The sequence below is a fragment of the Plantibacter sp. Mn2098 genome, from assembly GCF_049319745.1.
Lineage (GTDB): Bacteria > Actinomycetota > Actinomycetes > Actinomycetales > Microbacteriaceae > Plantibacter.
This window is the reverse complement of the sequence record NZ_JBMOUH010000003.1, coordinates 140,304-152,039: the sequence shown is the minus strand read 5'-3', so window position 1 is coordinate 152,039 and position 11,736 is coordinate 140,304. Positions and strand designations below refer to the sequence as shown.

11 protein-coding genes and 1 tRNA gene are annotated in these 11,736 nt (G+C 67.0%); 8 read left to right on the top strand and 4 right to left on the bottom strand.

Annotation, left to right across the window (positions count from 1 at the left end):
• The first annotated feature begins 197 nt into the window (after positions 1–197).
• Complete coding sequence (locus ACL9RL_RS06205) at positions 198–2,372, top strand: hypothetical protein (RefSeq protein ID WP_422779345.1); 2,175 nt, start codon at positions 198–200, stop codon at positions 2,370–2,372.
• Positions 2,373–2,376: 4 nt separating this feature from the next.
• Here ACL9RL_RS06205 and ACL9RL_RS06200 read toward each other — a convergent pair whose 3' ends face one another.
• The gene (locus tag ACL9RL_RS06200) at positions 2,377–2,673 is read right to left on the bottom strand and encodes a rhodanese-like domain-containing protein (RefSeq protein WP_422779344.1); all 297 of its coding nucleotides are present in this window, start codon (positions 2,671–2,673) and stop codon (positions 2,377–2,379) included.
• 311 nt (positions 2,674–2,984) lie between these two features.
• Here ACL9RL_RS06200 and ACL9RL_RS06195 point away from each other — a divergent pair, with 311 nt between their 5' ends.
• From ACL9RL_RS06195 to ACL9RL_RS06185, 3 genes are read left to right on the top strand one after another with little or no spacing between them, the layout of a single operon-like run.
• On the top strand, positions 2,985–3,896 hold the full coding sequence (locus ACL9RL_RS06195; protein ID WP_422779343.1) for an ABC transporter permease: 912 nt from the start codon (positions 2,985–2,987) through the stop codon (positions 3,894–3,896).
• Between the two features lie 9 nt (positions 3,897–3,905).
• The gene (locus tag ACL9RL_RS06190) at positions 3,906–4,547 is read left to right on the top strand and encodes a GNAT family N-acetyltransferase (RefSeq protein ID WP_422779342.1); all 642 of its coding nucleotides are present in this window, start codon (positions 3,906–3,908) and stop codon (positions 4,545–4,547) included.
• 9 nt (positions 4,548–4,556) lie between these two features.
• Positions 4,557–5,729, top strand: coding sequence for a hypothetical protein (locus ACL9RL_RS06185; RefSeq protein ID WP_422779341.1), 1,173 nt, complete (start codon positions 4,557–4,559; stop codon positions 5,727–5,729).
• A gap of 25 nt (positions 5,730–5,754) precedes the next feature.
• Here the strand turns inward: ACL9RL_RS06185 and ACL9RL_RS06180 are convergent, their stop codons facing one another.
• On the bottom strand, positions 5,755–6,990 hold the full coding sequence (locus ACL9RL_RS06180) for an MFS transporter (protein WP_422779340.1): 1,236 nt from the start codon (positions 6,988–6,990) through the stop codon (positions 5,755–5,757).
• Between the two features lie 93 nt (positions 6,991–7,083).
• Here ACL9RL_RS06180 and ACL9RL_RS06175 point away from each other — a divergent pair, with 93 nt between their 5' ends.
• From ACL9RL_RS06175 to ACL9RL_RS06160, 4 genes are all read left to right on the top strand, one after another.
• Positions 7,084–7,626 carry a TetR/AcrR family transcriptional regulator gene (locus ACL9RL_RS06175; protein WP_422779339.1) on the top strand — a complete coding sequence of 181 codons (543 nt, stop codon included), beginning with the start codon at positions 7,084–7,086 and terminating at the stop codon, positions 7,624–7,626.
• 177 nt (positions 7,627–7,803) lie between these two features.
• Entirely contained in the window at positions 7,804–7,986 is a 183-nt protein-coding gene (locus ACL9RL_RS06170; RefSeq protein ID WP_422779338.1) for a hypothetical protein, read from the top strand.
• Between the two features lie 189 nt (positions 7,987–8,175).
• Entirely contained in the window at positions 8,176–8,460 is a 285-nt protein-coding gene (locus ACL9RL_RS06165) for a hypothetical protein (protein WP_422779337.1), read from the top strand.
• Positions 8,461–8,539: 79 nt separating this feature from the next.
• On the top strand, positions 8,540–9,673 hold the full coding sequence (locus ACL9RL_RS06160; RefSeq protein WP_422779336.1) for an acyltransferase family protein: 1,134 nt from the start codon (positions 8,540–8,542) through the stop codon (positions 9,671–9,673).
• A 151-nt stretch (positions 9,674–9,824) separates the two neighbouring features.
• On the opposite strand, the gene ACL9RL_RS06155 is transcribed toward ACL9RL_RS06160, so the two are convergent.
• Together ACL9RL_RS06155 and ACL9RL_RS06150 are read right to left on the bottom strand one after the other, a co-directional pair.
• Positions 9,825–9,898 (bottom strand) — tRNA-Leu (locus ACL9RL_RS06155).
• A 224-nt stretch (positions 9,899–10,122) separates the two neighbouring features.
• On the bottom strand, positions 10,123–11,694 hold the full coding sequence (locus ACL9RL_RS06150) for an NAD(P)/FAD-dependent oxidoreductase (RefSeq protein WP_422779335.1): 1,572 nt from the start codon (positions 11,692–11,694) through the stop codon (positions 10,123–10,125).
• Positions 11,695–11,736: the final 42 nt, after the last annotated feature.

The window sequence follows — 11,736 nt, the reverse complement described above, 5'->3', positions numbered from 1 at the left end:
CAGTTGGGCAAGTATGCACGATCTGCGGCATTTTCGCAGCAGATTTCCGGTGAATCCCCCGACACCGCTCCCAAAAGGTTGACTTTCACCCCTCTTCTTGGGGGAATGGAAGCACGGTGCAGGGGACGGCGACGAAAGACGAGCGTAGAGTCCGGTCGACGCGTTCGACCGGTCGGCGTGGTGTACCCGGCATCGGGATGCTCCCCGCCGCCCTCGCAGTCACCTTCGCGATCACCGTCGGCTCCATCCTCTTCGCCGCGGCCTCCCCGGCATCGGCCGCTGTCGCGGATCCGACGCCCAGCAGCACAGAGGAGAGCTCGCAGACGCCGAGCCCCATGCCGACAGAACCCCCGAGCATCACCTCGCCGAGCGACGGGTCGCTCCTCGACGGCGGCTCGACGAACGTGACCGGCACCAAGGCGCAGGGCTCCGCGATCCAGCTGAGCCTCGGCGCAGGCACGGAACCCGTCTGCCTCATCCCGGCCGACGACTCGACCTCCTGGTCGTGCTCCGTCAGTCTGTCCGACGGCCCGGGCCGGACCCTCCGTGCCGTCCAGACGGGTGCCGACGGCCTGACGCAGACCACCCAGGTCAGCGTGGCCGTGCTGAGCGCCCCTGTCATCACCTCCGGCGCCGTCTCCAACGGCGGTATCCGCGGAACCGCCTACCCCGGCGCAGAAGTCACCGTCACGGCCAGCCGCGGCGGCACCTGCACCTTCCCCGCCGATGCGTCCGGCAGCTGGTTCTGCGTCCTGGAGGGCGGACTCACCTCCGGCGAGCAGACCGTCGTCGCCAAGCAGCGCACCAACTTCTCCGGCGGCGCATCCTCTGCCCCATCGGCTCCGTTCCCGATCACGATCGATCTCGATCCGCCTCCTGCGCCCACCATCACGAGTCCCGTCGTCGGAACGCTGATGCCGCTGTCCGGCTCGGTCTACTCGGGAGCCGGCGAAGAGCGTGCCACCGTCACCGTCTTCGCCGGCAGCACCTCCGTGTGCAGCGCCGTCGTCGCCGGCGGCGTCTGGTCGTGCACGGGTGGGGCCGTGCCGGAGGGTCCGCAGCTCGTCATCGCCATCCAGCAGGACCCGGCCGGGAACACGAGCGGCGGGAGCCAGGCGTTCACGCTCCGCTACTCCGCGAATCCCACCGGCCAGAATCCGTCGTCATCGCCATCGGCGGCCCCGTCTCCGACGCAGACCGCTCCCGGACAGCCCTCCACGACACCGGGCGGTCAGGGGCAGGCGGGCGGCAGCCCGACGCCGACGCCCGAGCAGACGCAGCGCCCACAGGCCGGGGGCGCAGTGCCCTCCACCGGGGGCGGCGGTCAGGGGCCGTGGGCCGGTGCGACCCCGTTCACCGGTTCACTCGCCGGCGGGTCCGACGGTCAATCGCATCCCTCGTGGTGGTTGGCTGCGATCCTCGCGGTGGCCGCGCTGCTGCTCGTCGCCGTCCCGACGCGACTGCTCGCATCGACCTTCGGGCCGACTGTGCGCGCGCGTGCCGAACGCCGCAGGATGAGCGTGACCGGCCGCAACCGTGCGAAGGCGGAGTTCGAGTCCGCCCCGAGCATCCGTCCCCCGAGCACCGTGGTGATCGCCATCGCGACCGCCGTGCTCGCCTCCGGGTTCCTCATCCTCGCGCATCCCGTCGAGGGCCAGCCGGCCTACCTGCGCTTGTGGGTGGCGTCGTTCGCGGCCATCGCGCTCATCAATGCCGCGGCGATCGGTGCGCAGCTGCTCGCGGCCCGCTTCGCGAAGCTCGGCCCGGTGCGGGTCGTCCCTGCGCCGCGCTGGGTCATCGGCATCGGTGTCGTCTCGCTCATCTCGCGTACGCTCGGGCTGCAGCCGGCTCTGCTCCTCGGACTGGTGTTCGAAACCAAGCCGCTGGCTCCGGACTCGAACGGAACCGATGAGGCGACCACACACCGGCACGCTTCCGCTCCACTTCCGGAGCGTCCGGCCATCGCCGGCTGGCTCGGGCTGTCCCGCATCGGAGCGGCAGCACTGATCGGCGCACTCGCGTGGGTCGTCTCGGCCACGACGGGGGCGCCGGTGGGCGCGTTCCAGTCGTTCCTGGCGGAACTCGTCAACGTCACGGCGATCACGGGCATCGGCTCGGCCGCCATCGCACTCCTGCCCATCGGATCACTCGGCGGACTGGCCGTGTTCCGGTGGTCGAAGGGTGTGTGGGCGGCAGCCACCGTTGTGGCCTTCACCCTGCTGTTCGCGCTCCTCGGGCCGACTGCGACGGTCGAAGGGTCGACGACCACCTTCACGGTCGTGATCGTTGTTGTGCTGGTGTTCGCAGCCGTCGCCCTGAGCACGTGGGTGTGGACCAGGCATCTGCGGCCGCTGTTCGAAACCGCCGGCTGAACTGTTATCGTTCGACGGGCAGGCCGCTCGCGGCCCACTCGGTGATGCCGCCGGTGATGTTCACGGCGTCGTAGCCCTGCTGTTCGAGGTAGTTGGTGACCTGCGCGCTGCGCGAGCCGGCGTGGCAGAGGATGTAGACCGTCTCCTCGCGCGGGATCTCGCCGAGGTGTTCGAGGAACGACGACATCGCGATGTGGGTGGCACCAGGCACACGGGCTGCTTCGAGCTCATTGGCCTCACGGACATCGATGATGACCGGGGCGTCGAGCGCGCTGACTTCGAGAGGAGTGATCTGCTGCACGTCTCAACGATAGCCCCGGAAAGAAAGCGCGGGGGCGAGGTAACCCGAATACCTCGCCCCCACTGTGGCGTCTAGCTACCGGTCGACCTGGACCTCCAAGGAGGATTCAAGGACCGGCTCACGGGGGACGCCCCACTCGAAGGTAGCGGAAACCGGAGCCCTCTCGCAGCCGTTCGTCGTCGTGTCGCGCGTGTCTCCGGGACTTTTTTTGCCCCCTTTTCAGGGGTCTTTCAGCCTTGCCGAAACTAAGCCAACACCTGTCGCTCAAGTCGATGCGGCGACCGCTCCGTACACGACTACTGTCGGTCAATATGGACTGGATTCTCGCCGCAGCACCAACGGTCATCGCCGTCGTCCTGCTGCTCGCGGTGACCGTCGCGACGCTCGTCTGGGCGGGCATCGCGGAACCGCTTGCCCCGCTGTGGGCGGTACTGCGCGGCGCCCTGCAACTCGTCGCGTTGAGCCTCGTCCTGTCCGGCGTCATCGGCAATCCGTACCTCGTGGCGGCTGCCCTCGTCATCATGTTCGGCGCGGCCGTCGTCACGGTGCATCGCCGGATCAGGACGGCACGCTCACACCTCATCACCCTTGCGCTGTGCATGTCCGCCGGCGTCGCCGTGCCGCTCGGCTTCGTTTTCGCGATCGGGGCGATCGAGTTCAGCCCGCGGTATGTGCTCGCCCTCGGCGGGATCGTGATCGGCAACACCATGAGCATCGCCGCCCTGGCCGGACGCGCATTCGGGCAGAACCTCGCCGGACGCTGGGACGAGGTCGAGGGGTGGCTCGCTCTCGGAGCCAGGCCGATCGAGGCGACTCGCCAGTTGGCGCGGCAATCGGCGCACCAGGCGCTCATCCCGTCGATCGACCAGACGAAGACGACAGGGCTCGTCGTCCTGCCCGGCGCATTCGTCGGTGCGATCTTCGGCGGTGCGTCGCCGCTCGAAGCCGGTCGCTTCCAGGTCGTGGTGCTCGTGTGCATCCTCGCCGCGGGATCGATCACGGCGGTGTTGCTCATGCGGAGCCTCGGTGCCGTCGCACGGAAGCCGGAGCCGGACGGTTCGTTCGTGGCCAGGACGAGCCGGTCGGATGCCGCTGCGGCAGACCCGAGGGCCGGCTTCGGCACGGGTCAGGGCACCGGGCGGGGTGCAGGTCGGGATGCGGGTCGGGATTCACGTCCGGACGACAGCCGCGATACGGGTGCGGATGTCGGAGGACCGGCGTAGCGTACGCGTATGACCGCCTCCGGCCCTCCCCCACACCAGACCACACCGGTGCCGCTCGGCAACCCCGCGTCTGCCGACGGAGCCCCCGACACCCGGGCGGACGCCAACGCATCGGTGCACCTGGAGCACTGGAGCGCGGAGGACCAGCCGGTGCTGGAACGCAGCAACACCCCGGAGATGACGCGATATCTCGGCGGGCCGGAGACCCCGCAGCAGATCGTGAACCGCCACGCCAAATTCCTGCGGTACTGGGAGACGGGCGAGGCGTCGATGTTCCGGGTCGTCCTCGCCGGAGAGGCGGACCCGGTCGGGTCAATCGGGTACTGGAAGACCGAGTGGCGCGGCCTTCCCGTGTACGAGACCGGGTGGGGCATCCACACCGCCCATCAGGGTAAGGGGATCGCCGGCCGGGCGCTCATCGCCTGCCTCGAACACGCCGCGACGTTCGGCGACGCGGATCGACACGAGGTCCTCGCGTTCCCGCGCATCGACAACGACGCGTCGAACGCCCTGTGCCTCCGGGCCGGTTTCGAGCTCGTCGGCGAGCAGGACTTCGAGTATCCGAAGGGACATCCGATCCGGGTGAACGCGTGGCGCTACGACCTCGACGCCCGGCGTGCAGCGCTCGACCTCGAGGCCCACCGCCCGTAGGGTCGAGGAATGGCGACGTCCGAGAACCCGCAGGCAGGCACCGCCGAAGCCCCCGACCGACTCGATCCGCTGCGCCGCTTGCAGGTGGGCCACACGACGTTCATCATCGACATGGAGCGCCCGATCGCTGCGCTCCGTGACGACCGCGATGGCACCGTGCGCTTCGTGAGTTGGGCGGATGCACCACAGCCCCTCGTCGCCATGTCGGCCAGCGTGTTGCTCGCCGGATCGTCCGTGTGGGTCGTGTATCACCCGAGCGACGGGACGGACCTGGTCCATGCACCACCGGGCGCGACGGTGAAGCCTGTCGTGCGACTCTGCGTCGACGGCACCGTCCACTGGACCGACATCGGCACCGCCACGGTGATCGGCGCCGAGGACGACGTGCTCTGGACGACGGAGCGTCGGAACACCTCTGGCCTCTCGTTGGCGAACTTGTACGAATCGTACGACATCCGGCTCGTTGACGTCGTGAACGGTCGTAGCCGGACGATCACCTTCGACCGCCCGATCACCGTCGTACTCCAATCTGTCGACGGCAACGGCGAGACCAGCCTCGATGTCCTGGTCCAATCAGAGCCGCCCGTGCGGGAACCGTCGGGATGGGGAAGCAGCTCTCTCCGTCCGCGCAATGCCACCATCCGCTTCCCCAGCTCGGCAGAGCTGACAGGAGAGGTTCGATTCGACGAGCTCGACCCGGCGCAGGTCACGTACCCGTCCGACGCTGAACTGATGCAGCGGTTCCAATCCTTGATGGAGGAGGGGCCGGTCGTTCCGGACATCGACCTCACCGGCATCGATGGAAGTCGGTGGCCGCTCGTGCCGCTCTCTGCAGCAGACATCGACGCAACGGTCGAAGCCGCCAAGACCCTCTTCTCCTCGATCTCCGCGTACTGGACGAATCACCGGAATGGGACGGTCACACCGTTGGCACCGGGGGTCTCGGAGGGCAGTGTGCGGTCAGTCGGCGCGTGGCCGCACACCGAGCTGGAGGTCCTGTTCGCGCAGCACGACCTCACGGAGGCGTTCGGGCCCGAAGCTCGGATGCGCAGGCGGGTCCGACTCTTCGACGCGGCCGGACGGATTCTGGTGAGCCAATACGCCGACACTCACCTCATGGAGGATCTGATCACCAAGATGCCGCCGGTCTCGGACACCATCGACGGCATCCTGGACATCTGAGCCAGGACGCCGTCGACGGGAGCGTTCAGGCCTGCTGCCCGCGCTGCACCGGCACCGAGACGGTCACCGGAGGCAGGTTCCGTCGACGAACGAGCAGGGAGAGCAGTCCGACGGCTGTGACGATGAAGACCGCCGCCGCGTAGATGATCGTCGCATCCACGAGTCCGATCACGCCGATGAGGAACCCGGTCGCAATCGTCGGCACACCGTAGGAGAGGTAGCTCACGAGGTAGATCGCCGCGAAGAGCTCCGCGCGCTCGTGGGAGGCCGCGAGCGGTGCGAGCGTCCGCAGGGCTCCGGAGAAGGTTCCACCGAACCCGGCGCCGACGACGATCGCGCCGACGATCAGGAGCGGCAGGCTGGTGAACACGAGCGAGCCGATCTCCAGCGCGACACCGCCCAGCACGACCCAGTACCCGATCACCATCGACTGCCTGGGCGTGAGACGGCCCGCGATGAACAGGATGGCGAGTGAGGCGGCGATGGGCTGCAGCGCGATCACGATGCCGTTGACGGCGCCGTTCTGGATCCCGAACACCTGGTGCGTGATCGAGGCGCCGAGGCTGAGCATCAGGCTGGCGACCATCCAGGTGCCGACGAGGCCGGGGGCGATCGCGGCGAAGTCGCGTCGTGCGGCCTTCGGCACGCGGATGCGCGGTGTGAGCGAGGCGAGCGCCCCAGGGACGGGGGTGACGGTCTCGGGCGACAGGATGATGAGCACGAGGGCGACGAGGAACAGGATGAAGAGGGTGCTGAAGATGATGAGACTCGGTGCGGGACTGAACTGCACCGCGAGGCCGGTGAGGACGGCGCCGAGCCCCAGCCCGCCGACCGGGGCGATGCTGACGATCAGGCTGCCGAGTTTCTTGAAGCGCCCAGGAGCGGATTCGACGATGTAGGCGCTGAACGTGCTGGTCGCGGCACCCGTTGCGATCCCCTGCAGCGCCCTCGCGACGATGACCCACTCGATGTTGGGGGCGACGATGAAGATCGCCATCGCCACCAGTTGCACAACAACCGATCCGATCAGGAGCGGGCGCCTCCCGACGTGGTCGGAGAGCGAGCCTGCGATGAGGAGGGCGACGAGCAGGGTGATCGCATAGATCGAGAAGGCGAGCGTCAGTTGCCAGGCCGGGAAGTGCCACGCCTCCTGGTACAGGACGAACAGCGGGCTGGGCGCCCCGGCGGCCGCCATGACCGAGCCGAAGGCGATCGCCGCCGTGCCGAATGCCACTCCAGCGGGCAGTGTGCGAGTACTCATCAGATTCCGATCCCTAAAAGCAATTTCGTTTGCTTTGGGGACTGTACTCCGATCGCTCTTCAAAAGCAATCGAGTTTGCTTTATGCTGGTCGAATGGAAAGCACAACAACTGGCGTGCGGGTCGGCGGGCGCAGCGCGCTCGTCATCCGGGCGGTGCGGAACGCCGTGTTCGAGCTCATCGAGGAGCAGGGGCGCGAGAAGGTGACCATCCCGCTCATCGCCGAGCGTGCCGGAGTCAACCCCACGAGCATCTACCGACGCTGGGGCGACCTCGGAACACTCATCAACGACATGGCGACCTATCGGCTCGATCCAGCGCGTCCCCTCCCGGACACCGGTGATCTCCGTTCGGATCTCACGGCCTGGACGAGGGAGATCGTCGAGCACTACCGCAAGCCGGTCAACGCCGAGATCCTGCGCGGCGGAGCCGCGGTCGCCGGCGACGGGCAGGCCGACTGCCTGCGCGACCGCCGCCAGGAGGCTGAGCTCTTCGCCGGTCGACCCGCTGCGGACGGACTGTCCTCCGACACGTTGATCGATGCGCTCATCGCACCCATCGTCTATCGGACCGTCTTCCTGCCGGACACCCTGGACGACGCATTCCCCGAGCGCCTCGTCGACACACTCCTGGGGTGACCGATCCGGGCGTCTGACGACGGCCGACCGACCGTGGATTTGCACCCTGTTCACCGTGCCGCCTCAGGCGTACGATGAGGCCGAGGTGAACCAGTCCGGACGGCGCTCGCACCCGACGTCCGCTCTTGTTCCGGACGGTTCGCCCCTCAATCTGGTGGCGACCGGGCGAGGAGGAACATGGACACCAGCAGAGTCGAAGGCGCCATCGAGGAGATCCTTCGGCGCAATCCGATGGTCGAGACCGTGTACACCGACGCGATCACCGACGACGCATACACCTTCGGCGTCATCGCGGAAACAGCCACCCTCTACCTCAGCCCGAGCTGGGAGCCGATGGTCGTGAGGCTCCGCGGCACGTGACGGGCAAGCGGTGGGTGTCCTGCGCGTCCGTGGGGCTGGAAACCAGGTCACGCGGCTATCCAGCTGCGCTCCGAGAGAGTTCGATTGTGCCCGGCGCACTCCGACCGAGAATCCACGTGCCATGTCGACTCTGTCCCCCGCCAAGCAGTTCCATGGCGTTGCACAAGCGTTCTTGATAGATTCACCGACATGGCCACACCGAGCGCTGCACAACCGCTGCCGATCGATCAGCTGACCGCGATCCTGAACGCCGAAGTCGCGCGATACGCCGCAAAGGGCTGGACGGTCTCATCCGTGCAGGGGCAACAGGCGGTCCTGCAACGCAAGAAGCGCATCGGCTGGTTCTGGAACTTGATCCTCACCCTCGTGACGGCCGGCCTGTGGCTCATCGTCGTCATCGTCCGAGTCGTCAATCGGAAGATCGAGTCGCTCATCCTGACCGTCGATGCCCACGGTCGCGTCTCGCGTCACTAGATCTCGCCAGACACTCCGGCTTCATCCCAGGGCGGACACACGAAACAAACTGGACATTGACTGCCGCTACGATCCACTCATGCCTTCAGCGGGATCAATCACATCGAAGATCGGCTACATTCCATCGCTCAACGGCATACGTGCTCTCGCGATCCTCATCGTGATCTGGGGGCACGCACAGCTCCCGACACCAATTCTCGGCTCAACCGGTGTCACGATCTTCTTCTTCTTGAGCGGGTATCTCATCACCTCGCTCCTGCGAACTGAAGCCGACAATCGCAGATCGGTCTCAATCAAAGACTTCTACCTCAGGAGAGCTCTGCGCATCCTGCCGCCGCTGTACATCGTGCTGGGGCTCGCAATCGTCGCAACGCTCACAGGGCTGCTCGTCGCGAGGATGACTGCTTGGGGCGTGTTCTCAACCGCTGCATTCTGGTCGAATTACTTCATCATCTTCGACGGCCGCGACGGGCTACCGGCAGGGATGAACGCCCTCTGGTCACTCGCCGTCGAGGAGCACTACTACCTCTTGTTCACGCTGTTGTACGTCGCGATGCGCCGATGGCTCCCGCGCCGCACGCACCAGGTCGCCGTCTTGATCGCGTTGTGCCTCATCATCGCCGCGTGGCGGATCTACCTCGAATCGCACGGTGCGAGCTGGGATCGTCTCTACCTTGCGACTGATACCCGGGCAGACGCGATCCTCTGGGGCGCGATCATGGCGATTGGCTGGGATCCGATGCACGGCGATGTCCGTCCGCCTCGCAGACCGTGGGTGCTGACTCCGATCCTGCTGGTCTGCGCCGGAGTGTTCTTCGCGATCAGCTGGTTGCCTCAGGTCTTCTCAATGACCATCGGATACACAGTGCAGAGCATTCTCCTCTTCGGCGTCTTCCTGCCGCTCATCCTCGCTCCGCAGTCCATCATCGGGCGCCTGATGAACTGGGCTCCGGTGGCGTTCGTCGGAACTCTGTCGTACACGCTCTACCTCATCCACAGACCAGCCCTGATGGTCGCTGAGAAGTATCTCCCGGTACCCCACCTCGCATCGGCAACAATCGCGATCGCGTTCTCCTTCGTCTTCGCGTATGCGATGTACCGCTTTGTCGAACAGCCTGCCGCACGACTGAGACGCAAGCTCAGCCACCAGGCCACACCCGCCTCCGCGAGCGTTTCCCTCAGTATGGAAAGGTCCCGCGCCGGGAGCAAATGATCCGGCTTCGCTCGGTGATGCCTTCTTGCAATGCGCAGAGCACGGCAAAGAACTCGTGTTCACCTAGGCGATGACGACCGAGTCTGAACGACCGACGTCTTTCCCGGACTCCTCAAACAGAGCGGCCGTCAAGAATCGACACCTGTTCCTGTACCCCCGGTGGGGTTCGAACCCACACTCGGACGATTTTAAGTCGTCTGCCTCTGCCAGTTGGGCTACGGGGGCCCGACGTCCATGCTATCGAGCCGCCGACGCCGTGTCGTCGCAGCCTCCGCGCACCCGCACGCCCGCCCGAGAGGCGGCAGAATGCCGCTCCCGGGCGGCGGGGAGGACCGTTAGCCTCCCCTCGGCGGCGTGTCCGGGTAAGTGGGCGGGAACGCGAACTGCGCCCGTGGGATCCACGGGCGCCGTTCGGCGTGAGGCGACCGTCCGTGAGGACGGCCGGCCGACTACTTCTCTGCGGGGGTCGCGACAGCGTCCTCTGCGGCGGCACCGGTCGCCGGCGCAGCCTCGGCTGCGACCTTCGGCTTCGGGGTGCGCTTCACGGGAGCCTTGCGGGCCGGCTTCGCAGGAGCCTTCTCGTCGGTCGCCGCAGCGGACGCGGCAGCGGTCGTCGACTTGGCGCGGGGCTTCGTCGCAGGCTTGGCAGCTACAGCAGGAGCCTCAGCGGCGGCCGGAGCAGCCGGAGCAGCCTCTGCCGGCGGCTTCGGACGGGAAGCGAACTCCTCGAACGCTGCACGCGGGTACTCACGAGCGGCGAGCGAGACGATGTCGCGACCGAGCCAGAAGTTGTTCCACCAGCCCCAGAACACGCGGAACTTGCGCTCGAAGGACGGCATGGCCAGACCGTGGTAGCCACGGTGCGCGACCCAGGCCGGGAAGCCCTTGATGGCGATCTTGCCGGACTGGAAGACACCGATGCCGAGACCGAGGCCGGCGACGGCACCCATGTTCTTGTGCACGTACTGCTTGGTCTGCTCGCCGCGGAGGACCGCGATGATGTTCTTCGCGAGGAGCTTGCCCTGACGGACGGCGTGCTGAGCGTTGGGGACGCAGTAGCCGCCGACGCCACCACCCGTGAGGTCGGGGACGGCGGAGACGTCACCGGCAGCCCAGGCGCCTTCGACGAACTCTTCCTCGGTGCCGACGCGGAGGTCTGCACGGGTCTTGATGCGACCGCGCTCCTCGACGGGCAGGTCGCCGCCACGGACGACGCCCGGGTTGGCCATCACACCGGCGGTCCAGACGATGAGGTCGCTCTCGAACGACTCACCGGTGGACAGCTCGACGACGCCGCCGACAGCGGACTTCAGCTGCGTGTCGAGGTGGACGAGTGCGCCGCGCTCTGCGAGGTTCTTGAGGACCCAGTGGCTGGTCTCGAGCGTGACCTCGGGCATGATGCGCCCCATCGCCTCGATGAGGTGGAACGAGGTGTCGTCGAACGTGAGCTGCGGGTAGCTCTTGAGCAGTGCGCTCGCGAAGGAACGGAGCTCTGCGAAGACCTCGATGCCGGCGAAGCCGCCACCGACGACGACGAACGTCAGGAGACGGTCGCGCTCGGGGCCGGCCGGCAGGTTGGCAGCACGGTCGAAGTTGGTGAGGACGCGGTCGCGGATGGCGACGGCCTCTTCGATGGTCTTGAGGCCGATGGCCTCGTCTGCGACGCCCGGGATCGGGAAGGTCCGAGAGACGGCGCCGGCGGTGACGACGATCTGGTCGTACTCGATCTCCCACGGCTCGCCGACGGGAGGCGTGATGGTCGCCTTCTTCTCGGCGTGGTTGATGCCCGTGACCTTCGCCGTGATGACGTTGGTGGACTTCAGGTGACGACGCTGCGCGACGACCGCGTGACGCGGTTCGATGGACCCGGCAGCGACCTCGGGGAGGAAGGGCTGGTAGGTCATGTACGGCAGCGGGTCGACGATGGTGACCTCGGCCTCACCCTTGCGAAGCTGCTTTTCGAGCTTCCATGCGGTGTAGAACCCGGCGTAACCACCACCGACGATCAGAATTTTAGGCACGGCGGACGATCTCCTACGTTGACACTGAGTATTCGGAAAGGG